The 17561-nt window shown below is 52.3% G+C and carries 15 protein-coding genes and 3 pseudogenes; 10 read left to right on the forward strand and 8 right to left on the reverse strand.

Annotation, left to right across the window (positions count from 1 at the left end; translation table 11 throughout):
* The first annotated feature begins 131 nt into the window (after positions 1 to 131).
* The 7 genes and pseudogenes from ACD630_RS18475 to ACD630_RS18505 all read left to right on the forward strand — a co-directional run.
* A pseudogene (locus ACD630_RS18475) lies at positions 132 to 1012 on the forward strand (DNA adenine methylase).
* 422 nt (positions 1013 to 1434) lie between these two features.
* Entirely contained in the window at positions 1435 to 2187 is a 753-nt protein-coding gene (locus tag ACD630_RS18480; protein ID WP_430360229.1) for a Rha family transcriptional regulator, read from the forward strand.
* Between the two features lie 12 nt (positions 2188 to 2199).
* Complete coding sequence (locus tag ACD630_RS18485; RefSeq protein WP_430357731.1) at positions 2200 to 2409, forward strand: hypothetical protein; 210 nt, start codon at positions 2200 to 2202, stop codon at positions 2407 to 2409.
* A gap of 15 nt (positions 2410 to 2424) precedes the next feature.
* The gene (locus tag ACD630_RS18490) at positions 2425 to 2586 is read left to right on the forward strand and encodes a protease FtsH-inhibitory lysogeny factor CIII (protein ID WP_430357732.1); all 162 of its coding nucleotides are present in this window, start codon (positions 2425 to 2427) and stop codon (positions 2584 to 2586) included.
* A 172-nt stretch (positions 2587 to 2758) separates the two neighbouring features.
* A complete protein-coding gene (locus ACD630_RS18495; RefSeq protein WP_252120483.1) occupies positions 2759 to 2944 on the forward strand; it encodes an excisionase in 186 nt (61 codons plus the stop codon).
* Positions 2922 to 3986 (forward strand): phage integrase Arm DNA-binding domain-containing protein, encoded by a 1065-nt coding sequence (locus tag ACD630_RS18500; RefSeq protein ID WP_430360230.1) that lies wholly within the window; start codon positions 2922 to 2924, stop codon positions 3984 to 3986. Before ACD630_RS18495 ends, ACD630_RS18500 begins: the two co-directional genes overlap by 23 nt.
* A gap of 78 nt (positions 3987 to 4064) precedes the next feature.
* A pseudogene (locus ACD630_RS18505) lies at positions 4065 to 4196 on the forward strand (LysR family transcriptional regulator); the annotation flags it as partial.
* A gap of 7 nt (positions 4197 to 4203) precedes the next feature.
* On the opposite strand, the gene ACD630_RS18510 reads toward ACD630_RS18505, so the two are convergent.
* Both ACD630_RS18510 and ACD630_RS18515 read right to left on the reverse strand, forming a co-directional pair.
* Positions 4204 to 4785, reverse strand: coding sequence for an NAD(P)H-dependent oxidoreductase (locus tag ACD630_RS18510; protein WP_430360231.1), 582 nt, complete (start codon positions 4783 to 4785; stop codon positions 4204 to 4206).
* A gap of 232 nt (positions 4786 to 5017) precedes the next feature.
* Positions 5018 to 7408, reverse strand: coding sequence for a TonB-dependent receptor domain-containing protein (locus ACD630_RS18515; RefSeq protein ID WP_430360232.1), 2391 nt, complete (start codon positions 7406 to 7408; stop codon positions 5018 to 5020).
* A gap of 337 nt (positions 7409 to 7745) precedes the next feature.
* Here ACD630_RS18515 and parC point away from each other — a divergent pair, with 337 nt between their 5' ends.
* From parC to ftsP, 3 genes are all read left to right on the forward strand, one after another.
* Positions 7746 to 10004 (forward strand): DNA topoisomerase IV subunit A, encoded by a 2259-nt coding sequence (gene parC, locus ACD630_RS18520; RefSeq protein ID WP_430360234.1) that lies wholly within the window; start codon positions 7746 to 7748, stop codon positions 10002 to 10004.
* 148 nt (positions 10005 to 10152) lie between these two features.
* Complete coding sequence (locus ACD630_RS18525) at positions 10153 to 10890, forward strand: 1-acylglycerol-3-phosphate O-acyltransferase (protein ID WP_430361178.1); 738 nt, start codon at positions 10153 to 10155, stop codon at positions 10888 to 10890.
* 63 nt (positions 10891 to 10953) lie between these two features.
* Complete coding sequence (gene ftsP / locus ACD630_RS18530; protein WP_430360235.1) at positions 10954 to 12360, forward strand: cell division protein FtsP; 1407 nt, start codon at positions 10954 to 10956, stop codon at positions 12358 to 12360.
* On the opposite strand, the gene ACD630_RS18535 is transcribed toward ftsP, so the two are convergent.
* The 6 genes and pseudogenes from ACD630_RS18535 to wzxE all read right to left on the reverse strand — a co-directional run bounded on the left by ACD630_RS18535 (position 12283) and on the right by wzxE (position 17542).
* On the reverse strand, positions 12283 to 12600 hold the full coding sequence (locus ACD630_RS18535) for a hypothetical protein (protein WP_430360236.1): 318 nt from the start codon (positions 12598 to 12600) through the stop codon (positions 12283 to 12285). The genes ftsP and ACD630_RS18535 overlap by 78 nt on opposite strands.
* A 59-nt stretch (positions 12601 to 12659) precedes the next feature.
* Positions 12660 to 12872, reverse strand: a pseudogene (locus ACD630_RS18540) (amino acid permease); the annotation flags it as partial.
* Between the two features lie 220 nt (positions 12873 to 13092).
* The gene (wecG, locus tag ACD630_RS18545; RefSeq protein ID WP_430360237.1) at positions 13093 to 13833 is read right to left on the reverse strand and encodes a lipopolysaccharide N-acetylmannosaminouronosyltransferase; all 741 of its coding nucleotides are present in this window, start codon (positions 13831 to 13833) and stop codon (positions 13093 to 13095) included.
* Positions 13834 to 13842: 9 nt separating this feature from the next.
* Positions 13843 to 15216, reverse strand: a complete 1374-nt coding sequence (gene wzyE, locus ACD630_RS18550) for an ECA oligosaccharide polymerase (RefSeq protein WP_430361179.1) — start codon at positions 15214 to 15216, stop codon at positions 13843 to 13845.
* On the reverse strand, positions 15213 to 16298 hold the full coding sequence (locus ACD630_RS18555) for a TDP-N-acetylfucosamine:lipid II N-acetylfucosaminyltransferase (RefSeq protein WP_430360238.1): 1086 nt from the start codon (positions 16296 to 16298) through the stop codon (positions 15213 to 15215). The genes wzyE and ACD630_RS18555 overlap by 4 nt, the downstream gene beginning before the upstream one ends.
* Complete coding sequence (gene wzxE / locus ACD630_RS18560; protein ID WP_430361180.1) at positions 16295 to 17542, reverse strand: lipid III flippase WzxE; 1248 nt, start codon at positions 17540 to 17542, stop codon at positions 16295 to 16297. Before wzxE ends, ACD630_RS18555 begins: the two co-directional genes overlap by 4 nt.
* Positions 17543 to 17561: the final 19 nt, after the last annotated feature.

Genomic DNA, 17561 nt, shown 5'->3' on the forward strand with positions numbered 1-17561 from the left:
ATGCTGATCGCTCCGGGATGCATCACCACGCTCTGGATTTAACATACTGATTTTACGTCAAGGGAATCCGCAGCCTTTATGGCTACGCAGCATAATATCTATTTATTCAACAAAGCCATTTGAGGTATCATATGCGTTTTAACACCCCACTTCGCTATCCTGGCGGCAAAGGCAAGCTTTCAAATTTCATGCTTCGGATTATTGAAGATAATAAGCTTTCGCCTATACATTATGCAGAGCCATATGCTGGAGGGGCTGGTTTAGCGCTGAAGCTTTTACATTTAAATGTAGCTGAAAAAATCATTCTTAATGATATTAATATTTCTGTTTATGCCTTTTGGCACAGTGTATTAAATAATGCAGACCACCTGTGTGCTTTAATTGAAGGAACTGAAGTCACAATGAATGAGTGGTTCAAACAGAAAGAAATAATTAATAATCCCAAAGGCCATGATATGCTAACAATTGGTTTTTCTTACTTTTTTCTTAATAGAACAAATCGTTCTGGAATATTAAAAGGCGGTGTGATTGGTGGTAAAAATCAAGAAGGGCAATGGAAGCTTGATGCTCGCTATAACAAAAGTGAGTTAATTTCCCGGATAAAGAAAATATCAAAAAACCGTGAAAGAATAGACTTGTATAACATGGATGCAATTGATTTCATAAAAAAATAGTTGTTCAATTGCCGAAGAAATCATTAACATATTTAGACCCGCCATATTACATAAAAGGTAAGGGATTATATATCAACCATTATGAACATGGTGACCATGTTAATGTTGCAAAAGTAGTACAGAATGATATTAAAACACCATGGATTGTTTCTTACGATAATACTCCTGAGATCCAAGGTATGTATAAGGCATCATCATTAGTGTATGGAATAAACTACAGTGCTCAAGATCGATATAAGGGCTCAGAAGTGATGTTCTTCAGTAAACGATTGAAGGTCTTTAAAACCGATGATCCAACTAAGGTAAAAGCACCTGCCATTAAAAATGCTATGAGCTAGACGACTACACCCGGACAGAGGAAGCGCCGTAAAAGAGCCGCAGTATATTCACTTTTTAATAAATTATTTATAATCAATAAGATAAAAAATTTCGGTCGCAGGTTCGAATCCTGCACAACCCACCATAAACCACCTCTTCAGAGCGTGATCCAGTGGGGGGCATTCATCATGACGGCGGCTTTGTTGAATAATAGGGAATAATGCTGTTGTGACACGCCAGTTTTGGTAGAAAATGCTTGTCCCCTCAGGTGTACAGTTTTCTCATGAGGCCTAACTGCATGATTTTGCGTTGCGAGGATCCGTCGTTTCACTGGACTGCCAGCATAAAATCTATTTATTCAACAAAGCCCCATTAACCACTAATCCCGCCCCGGTAACGTGCCGGGGTTCCATTATCGTTTTAACCAACGAGGTATATCTGTATGCAAAATTTGACCATTGCACAAACAGTAACCATGTCCAGCCGTGAGATTGCGGAGCTGACCGATAAGAAACATTTCCACGTATTGAGAGACATCGAGTCAATGCTCGTTGACCTGGGCGAAGACCCGGAGGGGTATGCCCATTTTTGGATACACCCCCAAAACGGCCAACAATACCGGGAATTCTTACTCGATCGCGACCATACCGAATGCCTGCTTACCGGCTATAGCGCTGTTCACCGTATGCGCGTTATCAAACGCTGGCATGACCTAGAAAAACTGGCGGCTACACCTGCCTTGCCGGAAAACTACATCTCTGCGCTGGAAGCCCTGCTGGAATCGAAAAGGAGTGAAGCTGCACTGGCATTGGTCAACAAAGAGCAGGAAGCAGAACTCCACGACCTCAAGAGCCTGTTCAAGGAGGGCATGACCCCGACCCAGTTCTGTAAAATGCTCAATGGTGTTAACACCCAGAAAGTGAACCACTGGTTAGCAGACCGTAACTGGCTCTACAACGAAAGCCAATCCGGTACCCGTTGGCGGGCAACATCCTACGCTCGCGACAGATACCTGACTGAGCACCAGCATCTGATTGGCGTTCACGGTGCCAACGACTTCATTAAATACCAGCCAGTATTGCTGCATAAAGGTGCTGAACGCCTCTACGTCCTTTACCGCCGTGGCAAAGTGCCCATGAAACTCAACTGGAACGGCGATTTTACCCACCAGAAGCACGTCAGCCTTGCATCGTGAGAGGAGCAACGAATGAAACCTAAAATACCTAACAGGATAAAGGAGCGGGAGAAGCTATTTAAACGCTTATACCGTGAAGGACTTATTCATGCAAGACGCATACGACGAACCGGTTATTTATCAATGCGGCTTTCTCACTACTGGCGCATGTTATCCAAAGATAACGGTCAGAGTTGGAAAACCATGAGTCACGCGACATACGACACCCAAATAGCAATATAAAAACAGGAGCACCCCATGAATTATGCATTCGCGGGTCATGCTGCCCTCATGGGGAGCTATCACCCGCAAGAAACCCACCTGGATAAATGGGTTAAATGGCTGCGAAACGGATACCGAAAGCTTATCGCTATCCTCGAACAGCAAGGCAAGCCTCTACGACCTGCCCCAGCACCTTAATCAAGGCTGTTACAGCCTGAAATCCCCTTCACCCCCGCATTTCTTCGATTGGTCATTCCCCCGCCTGCCCGCCGTCATGACGAACGGCGCAGTGGCTTAATTTTAGCAGAGGTCAATTATGGCATACATCACCTTATCCGAGTGGAATCGGCGGCAACCCCGCCCGCGTTGTATGGAAACCGTCAGGCGATTGGTCAGGAGCGGAATGATTTTTCCCGCACCGATACGAGATGGGCGCGAGTATCTGGTTGAGGAAAACGCCTGCAAGCTCACCCAGAACAAAAACATTGGCCCATCCAGCGCCCTTCACCCCACCCTGTTATCGAGGATAAGACATGGCACGCCGGAGAAACCATAAGAACCGCGATTTGCCGCCAAACCTGCAACCGCCCAATGGCGGCTATTTTTGCTACCGTGACCCGCGCACCGGAAAAGAATATGGCCTGGGCCGCCATCGACAGGAGGCCATTACACAAGCCATCGCCGCTAATATGGCGATTTATGGCTCATCAAAACCGTCACCGCTCGTTGACCGCATCAACGGCACACAGGCGACCACAGTTAGCGAATGGACTGAACGCTATCTGACGATACTCGAAGGACGGAAACTCAAGCCGACAACGATGAGCGAGTACCATAAATACCTGAAGGCCGTTAATGCCCATTTAGGGGAATTTGCTCTTCAGAAAGTAGAAACCAAAGACATTGCCTCGTTCCTTAATCAGTGGGTAAACGCAGGAAAACCGACAATGGCAAACCGCATCAGAACATTGCTGCTTGACTTGTTTCGTGAGGCCATTGCTGAAGGGGTCACCAAAAGCAATCCGGCCGAAGCTACGCGCAACCAGCGTGTAGACATTCGACGCGAGCGCATAACGTTGGACGATTGGAAGGCTATCCGTAAAGCAGCAGATAAATTACCCGCATGGGTTGGCCCCTGCCTTGACCTGGCTCTACTCACAGGACAACGCCTAAGCGATGTTCAGGGCATGTGCTGGAGTGATTACCGGGATGGACGTCTTTACGTCAGACAAGAAAAAACAGGCATGATGTTGGCCATCGCGGAAACAACCCGCCTTGAATGTCTGAATCTTTCCCTTTTAGATGTGCTTCAGCAATTAAGAATATTAAATAATGGTAAATCTCACATTGTGGCGGATGAAAAACACAGTGTTCTCGCTAAGAGAACATTATCTGAAGCATTTATGAAAGCGCGTCGTGGATCAGGTTTGAAATGGGAAGGCACTGCTCCCTCTTTTCATGAAATCAGAAGTTTGTCAGCTCGCTTATATACTGAAGAGAAAGGGAAAGACTACGCACAAAAACTATTAGGGCATAAATCAGCAACCATGACCGACAAGTACCGGGATGTACGTGGCTCAGAGTGGACAGAGGTGTAATTATTTCGATCGAATTTCGAGTAATTTCGATCGATTAATTGTAACGAACTGAATAAAAAGGATAATATTTCTCCGCCGATGTTGGCGCAACAGACGATTGAAACGCGCATGCCGGTGAACGCGGTTTACTACCGCAACACCAAGCTGACGGCGCGTATCAGCTGTTTTCTCGATTTTCTCAGCGAGAAGATGGCGCACCAGCTGCTTTAGGTAGCGTTCAGGCGAATACGCGGGTCAAATGTTCGCGGTATTCAGCCAGATAGCGATCCACCTCTGGTTGCTTGATCACATCATTGCAGATAAAGGTCGGCAGCGGTGACAGACCGATAAACTGGTTGGCTTTGTGGAACGGCAGGTAAACGCCATCAACACCAACACCGTGAAAGAACTGATCGGGATCGGTAAAGGCTTCCAACGGCGCGTTCCAGGTCAGGGACAGAATATAATTCCACCCTTGCAGCAGACCGCCGGAGCCGTATTTTTTGCTGGCGTCTGAGCGGGTGCGGCCATCGCTGGCATACAGCGAGCCGTGACCGTGAGTAAACACTTCATCGACGTATTTCTTCAGGATCCACGGCACGTCCATCCACCATCTCGGCATTTGATAAATGACGGTGTCTGCCCACAAAAAGCGCTGTACCTCTTCGTCCAAGTTGTAGCCCTGATCGACGTTGGTCACCTGTACGTTATGGCCCTGTTCGCTGAGCAAGGTGGCGGCAAAATCCGCGAGCGTGTTGTTCAATTGGCCCTTGGAGTGACCAAAGGATTTGCTGGCGTTGATCAGCAGAATGTTTTGCATGGTGACGATGATCCTGATTGCTTAAAGTAAGGCAGTGTAGTGCGCAGGCTTAGGATGAAAAACGGGGGTAATGACACAACACTCTTGACTGGTAGTCAATAAAACAGGGGTTTTATGCGTCGAGGGTCGAGCAACCAATAAGTAAAAAAGGCAGGAAAACCAATGTATCAGCTTTCCTGCCCTGAAGAGGCGTGTTCGATGTTTATCTCATTTCACGCAATAAACGTAACGATTAGAAATCCACGCTCACGCCCAGTTGGAAGGTGCGTCCCGGTGCAATCGACAGCTGCTGATCGTAATAGTGTGCGTTATTGGGGTCGGCATTGGTCGGGGCTTCAATGTTGCGGCTGTTTTGGTAATCCCAATATTTACGGTCAGTCAGGTTGTAAATACCGCCGTTGACGCGCACGTTTTTGGTAATACGGTAGTACGCGGTCAAATCCACCAAACCATAGCCCGGCACGCGCATAAAGGTGTAATTGTCGGAGCCAAGCACATTACCGTTGCCCACGCGTTTACGGCCTGCGGCGTAATCAGCGGTTTTTCCTTTGGTAAAGGTGGTGATCAACGCAGCGCCATATGTGTTGCTCGGATCGTCATAGGCCAGCCCAACCACGGCTTTTTGTGGCGTGACGGTATCGAGATTGACGTAGCGGTCACCGGAGGCGCCGGATTTCGAGGCACCTTGGGTATAGCCGTAAGCCAGACGGGCGCTGAACCCTTTGGCCTGTTCAAACCAGGTGCCCAGTTCGAAACGTGCACTCAGCTCGCCACCGTAGATATAGGCTTTATTGCGGTTTTCGGTGAGATAGAGGGTACTGATGGTGTTTGGCAGATTGACAAACAGGTCGGGATTTCTTGCACGGCGATAGTAGCCATTGGCGATAAAGTTTTTGTAATCGTTATAGAACGCGGCTGCGCTAAGCGTTACCCCGTCTACAATACGGCCTTTCAGCCCCAGCTCATAGTTATCGCTAGTTTCGGTTTTCAGATTAGGATCGCCGATCGTGGCATAATAGCTTGAGGTGCCCATATAACCCAAGGACCAGGCACCATACAGTTGCCCGGCGTTCGGGAACTGAGCGCCGCGCTTATACTGAACATAGGCCAGCAGATCCTGTTTCAGATTGTACTGGAAGGTCAGCGCAGGCAAGATCTGGCTGTCAGGGTTGGTGCCGTACATATTGGCAGTGTTATTTGCCGTTACGTTGCCATTAGTATTGGTAAACAGGTTATCGGTATTTTCTGGCTTGGCGTGTTGCCAAGCGAAACGCACCGCAGGGATCACTGAGAAATCGCGCCCAGCCACATCCCAAGTCATCTTATCCTGCACAAAAGCACCAGCATTAATGATTTTGCTGTCTGCTTGAGGGCGGCCCAATTGAATAGGTAGCCCATCTGCCACAATGTTTTGTGCTGTCAGCGGTCTTTCGGATTCAGACTGGCGAATGTTTACACCATAGCTAAGTCGATGATTACGAGACTCTTTGGTCGCTTTGCTTTCCAGCCCAAGGGTGTTGGTATCGTAGCCGCTCCACACCTGAGTCGGTGACGCAGCATTGCTGATGGTGTAGTCGTGGGCTTCGGTTTTGCTAAAGAACAGTTTGCTGTTCAGGCTGTCGAACAGCAACCCGTCAGCTGGCGTATACAGATCGGCAACGCTCACGCCCCAACGGCGCGTTTTGCTGTCCTGAAATGAGGTGCTGCCATCACGAGAAGAACTGCCAGAGGCGCTGACATTCCAGGTGGGAAAGTTGCTGTGATTAAACTTCTCGTAATACTTCACCGTGCCGGTTAGCTGGTGCAGGTCGGTTGCCTGCCAGATTCCAGAGGCCAGCACGGCGTTGGAGTGCCAGTTGGCCGGATTGCTGTCGATGGTAGCATCACGGTGGTTTTCGGTTTCATTACCGTCGCGGCGGCTGTAGACCACCACGCCGCGCAGGGTGTCGTCACCGCCAGCGGCGGTAATCCCGTTGTGGAAACTGCGATCTGCGGAGTCATACCCGGCCTGATAGCCAAAATAGCTGTGTTTATCGCTGCTGAGGAAGTTATCCGGCGATTTGGGCATAAATGAAACCGAGCCGCCCAAGGCATTATTGCTGTTAGACACGTCGGTAGCGCCGGAGGCGATATCAACCGAGCCGTACAGGTAGGGATCGAGGTAATCACCGCGGCCGATGCCGGTGCTGCCTGCCTGCACGCGACCGCTCGGCGTGGAAGTACCGCGATCGGTTCCTGCGGGAAGTTCAACGCCATCGATATCGATAGAAACGCGGTTGTTTTCCAGCCCGCGAATGTTGTAGCCGCTGTAGCCACCACGATCGTAGCTGCTTTTGCCTGCGGTAGCCCCGGCGCTGACGCCCGGTGCGCTCACTAGCGGCTGATAGCGCATGATATTGCTGAAGGTATTACCACCTTCTTTCAAGAGGTCGTTGGCTGTCAGGGTGGTTTTCGTGCCCGCTTCTCGCTCCACGCGGGGAGAAAGTACCGTCATGGTGTCTTGGGACTCTTTCTGGGCAGTATCCGATTTGCCCTGCGCGCTTTGCGCCGCATTGGCACCAAATGCCAAGCCGGACAGGACGCCGGTCAGCAAAATGTTATTCATATTCTTATGATTTAACATGATAGAGCTCTTGGGTTCGCGATGGTTTGGGTTCGTAAAAATGGCGGTGCCGATATTGTCATCGGTGCGGTAGGATGCCGTGTATAGCTAAATGACAATCATTAGCAGATAGCAAATATAATCATTATCATCACGATTGCGGAATTAAGATTTCTTAATGCCGGAACTCAACGACGATTGATGAAGTGTTAAGGGAGGAAGACACCTGAGGTTTGTGACAGTGGCTGGCAAGATGCTGTACTATCTGCGCATACATTACCGCGTGCGTTGCGGGAATTAAGCCTTTTTAGATGACCTGTTTTAGCATGATTATTGAGTCACCGCGTAAGGATTATCGATGAGTGAGATAACTCATGACGGCGCAGAACGTCTTGCGCTGCACACGTTTACAGAAAATGCGTACCTGAACTACTCCATGTACGTCATCATGGACAGGGCGCTGCCTTTTATTGGTGACGGCCTTAAGCCGGTGCAACGCCGCATCGTGTATGCGATGTCGGAACTGGGATTGAGCGCCAGCGCCAAGTTTAAAAAATCCGCCCGTACCGTGGGGGACGTGCTCGGGAAATACCATCCGCACGGTGACAGCGCCTGCTATGAAGCAATGGTGCTAATGGCGCAGCCTTTCTCTTACCGCTATCCGCTGGTGGACGGCCAAGGGAACTGGGGGGCTCCGGACGATCCGAAATCCTTTGCGGCGATGCGTTATACCGAATCGCGCCTTTCCAAATACGCCGAAGTGCTGCTGGGCGAGTTGGGGCAAGGCACTGTCGAGTACCAGCCCAACTTTGACGGCACCTTGCAGGAGCCGAAAATGTTGCCTGCGCGTTTGCCCAACATTTTACTTAACGGCACCACTGGCATCGCGGTCGGGATGGCGACGGATATCCCACCGCATAACGTGCGTGAAGTGGCGGCTGCCGCCGTTGCGCTGTTGGAAAAACCGGAATCATCGCTCGACGATCTGTTGCTGTTCGTCCAGGGGCCGGATTTCCCTACGGAAGCTGAAATCATCACGCCGCGTGATGAGCTGCGGCGCGTCTATGAGCAGGGGCGTGGTTCCGTGCGGATGCGTGCTCTGTGGAAGAAAGAAGACGGCGAAGTGGTGATCACCGCGCTGCCGCATCAGGTCTCGGGGGCGAAAGTGTTAGAGCAGATCGCCAGCCAAATGCGGGCGAAAAAGCTGCCGATGATCGATGATTTACGCGATGAATCGGATCATGAAAATCTGACGCGTCTGGTGCTGGTGCCGCGATCTAATCGGATCGACCTCGATCAGGTAATGAATCACCTGTTTGCCACCACCGATCTGGAAAAAAGCTACCGCATCAACATGAACATGATCGGTCTGGATAACCGTCCCGCTGTGAAAGGGCTGGTGGAGATCCTGAGCAAATGGCTGGTGTTCCGCCGTGATACGGTGCGCCGCCGCCTGAACTACCGTCTTGAAAAAGTGCTCAAGCGTTTGCACATTCTGGAAGGTTTGTTGATTGCGTTCCTGAACATTGATGACGTTATCCATATCATCCGCACCGAGGATGAGCCCAAAGCGGAACTGATGTGCCGCTATGGCCTGAGTGATACCCAGGCTGAAGCCATTCTGGAATTAAAATTGCGGCATTTGGCGCGCCTGGAAGAGATGAAAATCCGTGGCGAGCAACACGATTTGGAAAAAGAGCGCGATCAGCTTCAGGCGCTGCTGGCATCAGAACGTAACCTTAACAATCTGCTGAAAAAAGAGATTCAGTCGGATGCTGAATTGTATGGCGACGATCGCTGTTCGCCGCTGCATGAGCGTGCGGAAGCCAAGGCCATGAGTGAGCACGATTTCGTACCGTCTGAACCGGTCACAATCGTATTGTCAGAAATGGGCTGGGTGCGTAGCGCGAAAGGGCATGATATCGATCCTTCCGGGTTGAGCTTTAAAGCGGGCGATAGCTTCCGCGCCGCCGCGCGCGGCAAGAGTAACCAGCCGGTGGTGTTTATCGACTCCACGGGACGTAGCTATGCGCTCGATCCGATCACGTTGCCGTCGGCGCGCGGTCAGGGTGAACCGCTGACGGGCAAACTGACACCGCCGCCGGGTGCCAGTATTGAGCATGTGCTGATGGCCGCGGATGAACAACGCCTGTTGATGGCGTCCGATGCTGGCTACGGGTTTGTTTGTACGTTCAACGATCTGGTGGCGCGCAACCGTGCCGGTAAGGCGATGATCACGCTGCCGGACAACGCCAAAGCGCTGGTACCGATCGTGATAGAGCGTGAAGATGACCTGCTGATGGCGGTCACTGCTGCGGGTCGCGTGTTGGTGTTCCCGCTGTCCGATCTGCCCCAGCTGTCGAAAGGCAAAGGCAACAAGATCATCTCCATCTCCTCGGCGGATTTCGCGGAAGGCAAGGATCGCTTGGCTCTCCTGTTGGTGGTGTGGCCGCAAGCGACGGTGAAACTGTATTCCGGTAAGCGCAAAATTGTGGTGCGTGCAAGCGAACATCACGGTGAGCGGGGCCGTAAGGGCACCTTGTTGCGTGGGCTGCAACACATTGACCGCATTGAGGTTGATGCGCCTCCAGCGCCAAAGGATGACAGCGAGGAGTAATGCGTTGCCTGATATCACCCGATGGCGGTATCAGGCATCTCCCCCTTTGTTACCTAGCCGATGGTGCGGGTACCACGGCAAAGGATTACCCGTGTGTTTTATGCCGAAGTCGCTATACTAGCGGCGGCGGTTGGCTTATGAGGTCGTTATGTTATTCATTATCCGTTTTGTGGTAGTGGTGATTTTTTCCATTCTGATTTGCCTGTTCGGTACAATTTACTGCCTGTTTAGCCCGAAGAATCCGCGCCACGTGGCGACCTTTGGTCATGCATTTGGGCGGCTCTCTACCCTGTTTGGTCTAAAAGTAGAAGTCAGAGTGCCTGCGGATGTGGGAAACTATGGCAACTGCATTTACATTGCCAACCATCAGAACAACTACGATATGGTGACGGCGGCAAATGCGGTGCAGCCTGGCACGGTTACGGTCGGTAAAAAAAGCCTGGTGTGGATCCCGTTCTTTGGTCCGCTCTACTGGCTGGCAGGTAACTTGCTGATTGACAGAGAAAACTGTGCCAAGGCGCACGGCACTATTGCGCAAGTCGTTCAACACATCAAAGAGCGCAATATTTCTGTCTGGATGTTTCCAGAAGGCACGCGCAGCCGTGGTCGTGGGCTAATGCCGTTCAAGACCGGAGCGTTCCATGCCGCGATTAGTGCAGGCGTACCGATTGTGCCGATTTGTGTGACCGATACGCATAATAAAGTCAAACTGAACCGGTGGAATAACGGTCATGTTATCGTTGAAATGCTCCCACCGATTGATGCCTCTGCATACGGTAAAGAGCAGGTGCGAGAGCTGGCCGCGCATTGTCATGATGTGATGGCAGCGCGTTTGGTTGAACTGAATGCTGAAGTGGCTGAGCGGGAGAAAGCGGCGAAGCGTTAATGTTTTTTACGCCCTCTGCGTTGGCGGGCGTACACGGTTGGTTAGCAAGATTACGGAGTTTTTATGTCACTTAGCCGCCGTCAGTTTATTCAGGCATCGGGGCTTATGGCGTGTGCAAGCGGACTACCTGCGACGGCGCAGACAAAGGGTAAGCAAAATGCGCTACCCATCCCGCCGCTGTTGGAATCTCGCCGTGGGCAGCCGCTTTTTTTGACCATGCAACGCGCGCACTGGGCGTTTTCCGGTGACCGTAAAACCTCGGTGTGGGGCGTTAACGGACGCTACCTCGGCCCGACGGTAAAAGTGTTCAGCGGCGATGATGTCAAACTGATCTACGGCAACCGCCTGAATGAACCGGTCTCCATAACCGTCAGCGGCTTGCAGGTGCCAGGCCCGTTGATGGGCGGCGCTGGGCGAATGATCTCCCCGGCGACCGACTGGGCTCCCGTGCTGCCGATTTGGCAGGCAGCGGCTACCTGCTGGTATCACGCCAATACGCCGAATCGTATGGCACCGCACGTTTATCAGGGACTGGCCGGACTTTGGCTGGTAGAAGACAGCACCAGCAAGAGCCTGCCTATTCCGAATCACTACGGCGTGGATGATTTTCCTCTGATTATTCAGGATAAACGCTTGGATAACTTTGGCGTTCCGGTCTACAACCCGCCCAGTAGCGGAGGCTTCGTTGGTGATACGTTGCTGGTAAACGGTGTGCAAGAACCGTTTGTCGAAGTCTCACGCGGTTGGGTGCGTCTGCGTTTGCTGAATGCGTCGAATGCGCGCCGTTACGTGATGCGACTGAGCGACGGCCGTCCGATGTACCTTATCGCCAGCGATTTGGGTTTTTTACCGCTGCCGTTGGCGCTGAATCAGGTTTCCCTTGCGCCGGGTGAACGTCGTGAAATTCTGATTGATATGTCCCAGGGCGGTGAAGTGACCTTGACGGCAGGCGATGCGGCAACGTTGATGGAACGACTGCGTGGCTTGTTTGAGCCCTCCAGCATCCTGGTGTCAACGCAGATACTGACGTTAAAACCCACCGGTTTGCTGCCACTGGTGACGAACAATCTTCCCGCCCGTTTGCTGACGGATATTGTGCTGCCTGCCAATATTAGTCGGACGCAGGAGTTCCGTCTGGGTGATAGCCTGCCGGGGATTAACGGTGCGATGTGGGATATGACGCACACGGATGTTCAAACGCAGGAAGGAGGCTGTGAACGCTGGATCGTTCACGCCGGTTCACCACAGCCGTTCCACATTCAGGGCGCGATGTTTTTGGTGCGCAGCATCAACGGGGCGGCTCCTGCTGCCGATCAAAGTGGCTGGAAAGACACGGTGTGGGTGGACGGCGATGCTGAACTGTTGGTTTATTTCACCCAATCGTCATCGGCATCATTCCCGTTCCTCTACTACAGCCACACGCTGGAGATGGCGGATCGTGGTTCCACCGGACAGTTGGTGGTGCAGTAAAATGGCACTATAAGGGGGCGTAGACCCCTGCGGTTGCTGACAAACAGCCCAATGCTCACCGTCATTCCCGCGCAGACGAAACACGTTTCTTCTCACAGAGATCCCCGGCTTTCGCCGAGGATGACGAGGGGGAAAGTGACTTTGCCAGTCGTCTAAGGCATAGGTATAGCCAAGCGACATTATTTTGATAACAATTAGCTGTATTTTTTTGCCACATATCAGGGCATTAGCTGTAATCATTTTTAAGTCGGTTGGCTATATTTATGCGCATAGACGGCAAAGGAGCCGGTGACCGGTTACATATAGAGCATTTCACCAATTGAGCGCATGATAAAGAAAACGAATATCCCGGCGACGATATAGGCCAGCAGCACAGAAGGGCCAGCCCACTTCAATGCTCTCGCCGCGCCCATAAACAACCCAACACCAATCGTTCCACCAAGCGCGATCAACTCAATATGTCGCGCCTCAAGCCCACGGTGGAGCTTGCCTTGCGTTTCCTCGTTTGCCATAGATCCTCAGTCTTAAATGTTGTGTTTTGCTCCCGGTTTCATACCGGGTTTTATCGTGCCCATCCCGCTATTGAGCGGGTTCGCACATTTTAGGCAGCATATCCTTCTGCATTTTTACCTGATTAGCAAATAGTCATTTAAAATCAAATGAGAATAACAATTTTGTTTTAAGAGCCAATCGTCATAACCAATACCGATGGCTCAGCAGAGGGTCACACCGTTACAGGCGCCCGCTGAAGTAGTAAGCGAGGAATTTTAATAGCTTAATCTGACGCGTAATCCGGCTGGGTTGGCTCAACAACCGGTAGAGCCACTCCAACCCCATATGCTGCCACGCCAGAGGCGCGCGTTTTACGTGCCCGGTGAAGACGTCATAAGTGCCACCCACGCCCATATAAAGCGCCTGCGGATGGCAACGGCGGCAATCACGCATCAATATCTCCTGGCGAGGGGAACCCATCGCCACCGTAACGATGCGCGCCCCGCTGGCGCGCACCCGTTCAAACACCTCATCGCGCTGTTCCGGTGGGAAATAACCATCCTGACTGCCAACAATATTCACCTGCCATTGGGTCCGCAGTTTCTCTTCCGTTTGATGCAGTATCGCCGGTTTTCCGCCCAACAAAAAAACCGGGGTGCCTTCCGCACCGGCTTTTTGCATCAGCGCTTCCCACAAATCAGCACCGGCGACACGCGTCACCTGCGCCTGAGGATATTTACGCCTGATGGCGCGCACAATACTGATGCCATCGGCATACTTGTATTCGGCCTCGGCAATCAAATCCCACAGCGGCTTATCCTGCTCGGCCGCCAACACTTTCTCGGCGTTGATTGCCACTAACGTGCCAGTTTTTACCTCTCCCTCAGCGAAAAGGTACGCCAGACAGGCAGCATGGTCCGAAAATCCGTGCAGCGGGATATTGCGAATGCGATAAAGCGGGACAGAAGCGGGATTTTCCATGAGGGTTCCTTATGGCGTATCCGGAGTGTGGGGGGGCAAGGTCACTGATGCCGTATGCGAACGCGTCCAACGCTGACGAATCAGGCCCGCACGTTCAAACAGCCAATACAGCAGCTTCGACACCAGCACGCACAGCCCAAACACCAGGATAAAAAACACCACGCGCGACACAAAAGCATCGCCGCCTTCTCGCACCAACACTATCAGGTTAAAGATGGCCCCAAAGCAGAAACTTTGCAGCACCGCTGCGCTGTAGCGATTCTGGCTGAGACGACCCGATTCATACAGGGCATCAAACCGCTTGACGATGAGGCCGACCACTATGGCACCGAGCGGAATAAACAATACGCCACCCATCACCACCAGCGATCCCAGCAACGTAGGCGAAATCGCCAACCCGGAGTGATTATTGAGCACTTCCCAAGTGAAGTAATTAGCGCTATTAAGCACCAGATTGGGACGAGCGGGCCACAGCCAGGACGGAATAAAGACATAAAAATCACGCACGATGGGAGCTAGCCCCTGAAATTCGATGTCACCATAGTGTTGCCACAGCAGCGCCAAATTTTCCCACGGCGAGAAGGTATCGCGTGTCAGATAAAGGAAGGTGTAAAACGCTTCCGCACCACTTACGTCCAGACTGTAGCGTTTTAATGCCAGCCAGAACATGGCGGTCACGCCCACCGCCCCCGCCGCGACCAGCATCCATAGAGTGATCCAACCGCGCTGGATGCCGATAAACAAGAACAAGGCAAAAGCGATAATGATATTCGCCCGCGTACCACCGACAATCAGGTAGGTCAGTATTCCGAACCCGACGGTGCCCACCAGAAACAGCAGCCAGGCACGGCGCGTTTGGTGCAGAAAATAGACCACCAGCATGGCGGGGATAAAAAAATAGAAGAAGCGCTTCAGGGCAACGCCCGAGACCTCACTGGAAAAAATCTGACTATAGGTGCGCAGTTTGAATAGCAAAAAACCATTATTGATAAAGAAGATAGCCACTGTCACCACGGCCACCAGCGCCAGCAATAGCCATGTCAGGTGCGTTTCGACACGATTCATCATGAGCCAGGGTTCGCCGGGCGGTCGGCGTTGCGCCCGCAGACGGGTTTTATAAGCCACGTAATAGATGGCGTAAAACGCGGTTGCCGACAGCAGCGCCTGAAGTAAATAGGTCGCGGGCACCACTGCTACATTGAATCTGAACGCCAGCAGGCATGTAAAGGGAAAACCGAAATAGAATGTCAGCAGAAACAGTATTGAGAACAGTACGTTAAAGTTAAATCGTACTCGGCGAAACTCCTGCCAGGTCAAAAAAATAATAAAACTGACGGCAAACAGATACACCACGACCAAGCCGCCGAACTCACCCTGTGTCATGGTTTCGTCTCCGCCGCCAACGTCAAGGCATCGAGCCATCCTCGCTGGTAGTTAGGCTGGAAGAACGCGATGCGGCGCTGATCCACGCTGGAGATCTGACGTTGCACTTCACGCACCACAGCTTCCGTCAACGTATCGCCGTAAAACAGCACAGGTAAATGCTGCTCGGCCAGATCCTGCCAGAAGGGATTCTTCCGGCTGATGACAAAGGGCACCCCGCACTGAATCAGCAGGCAAAGCGTACCTATGCCTTGCTGGCGCGGGAAGATAAATACGCCGAGATCGCAACTGCGCAACAGGTTCAGGTAATCATCGAACGCCAGCTGTTCACGCAGCAACTGAAACTGCTTCGTGCCAAACAGCGTTTCACCTTCCTGCGCCACCTGATTGATGTAGTCTTCATTGTTTGCGGGATATCCCATGGGGACAATCACCCGCACCTGCGGCCCCAGTTGCTGATGAATAGCACGCAGCATTTCGATATGCCGATTGCTCTTATCACCGGAATTACCCACCAGCACCGTCATCGGTCCAGCCAGCGGTTTGGTCACGGTCTCTTCCGTCAGCGCCGGGTTCATTTTGGTGGGGAAATAAAGTAAGGAGGCAGGTACATCCGCATGCCGCTGCCGATAAAAATCCAGATCGCCACGCGTAGCAAAGACATGACCGATACGCCCCTGTGCCATGCGACGCAGCAGGTAAAACAGGCGATGCTTCCACTGCGTGGCCTCTTCATACAAATCCGCGCCCCACACGTGCCAATAGGCCTGTGCCGGTTTGATACGCCGACCCAACAGCGCCAGCCAAATCCACGGATTAAACTGTCCGTGGAAAAAGAACCGCGTCTGTCGGTCGGCCCGCGCCCGCGTCACCACCGCCTGCGCCAGCGCACGTTTATCGGCATAGCAGGTTAACGTCAACCCAGGAAAAGCCTGCTGCAAGCCCTCATCACCAGATACCACCATAAAATGCGTGACCACGGGCACAGGGAGTTGTGTTGCCAGCACGTCATGGAAGAAGCGCAGCAGCGTCTGGTTATGATGTGGGATATCCGATCCCAGCACGTGAATCAGTGTCGTCATGGTCGCCTACGGTAAATAAGAAAAACACAACAGCACAGGAAAAAGTAAACCACATAGGTCAACATATAGGCTTGCGTGGCCCCCAATGCGCCGTGGCGCGGAATCAAGCACTGGGAGAAACCACTCAGCAACAGAAACTGGCTCAATTCCGCCAGCAGATAAAAGCGCAGCGCCGCTTTGGCAATCACCAGATAACCAAAGACATAGGCCCCCACTTTCATCACATCGCCCACCAGTTGCCAGGCGAAGAGATCGCGCATCGGCACAAACTGCGGGGAAAACAGCAGCCAGATAGCCACATCGCGCAGTGACCAAATAGCGAGACTGACAGCAGCCACCGCAGGGATAACAAACCGCAACGCACGGCCGATCTCTCGCGCAATCGCCGGTTTTTCCTGCAATCGCGCCAGCGTCGGCAGCAAATAAACCGAAAACGCGGCGGTGATAAATTGCAGGTAAGCATCGGATATCGAGCTCACTCCCTGCCACAAGCCGACCGCATCCCACCCGGCATGCGCCGCGAGCACGTTACGCATCATGATATAGGCAACGGGTACCATTACCGCCGTCATCACCGCCATCAGGGTAAATTTCCCTAACTGCGTGGCGAACGCACGATCCCATACCGGACGCAAATGCTGCCAACGCAAAGGGGTACGCCGCCACAGCAACACACCGGCGGGCAGCGCGATCAATGCCGGTACCAGCGCCAACCCCACCAGCGCACCGGCGTAGCCCCCCAGCAAAAAGCAGGCAACAAACGCCACCAACCCAATCAGGCTGCCCCCGACAATCGCCAGCGCATTGCCCTGTGCGTCCCGATACCCTTTCAGGATAGCCAAAAAGAAGTTGGCACAGGCAATGCCCATTTGCAGCAACGCCAGCAGACGAATCACGTCACGATAGCGATCGTCGCCAAACAACACCGTGGCTATCGGCCCGGCTGCCAGCACAAAGAGGAGCGCTAACGCCGATGAAAAGAGCGCAATAAGTGTCGCTGACGTCCCCAACACCTGTTGCAACGGCTCAGGCTGCTGCTGGTGCGCCACCAGCATGATCACACCATTAAATATTCCCGCGCCTGACAGCACGCCCAACACTGTGATCAGTTGGCGGTAATTCCCCGCCAGCCCCACGCCGCTCGGGCCGAAGGCCACTGCCAGCAATTTGATAACCACCAGGCCAATGGCGATTTTGACCAGCGTCGAACCCGCCGTCCATAAGGACGCTTTTGCCAATGACATATAGCCAAGCGACATTATT

Source organism: Symbiopectobacterium sp. RP, assembly GCF_050472005.1.
GTDB lineage: Bacteria > Pseudomonadota > Gammaproteobacteria > Enterobacterales > Enterobacteriaceae > Symbiopectobacterium.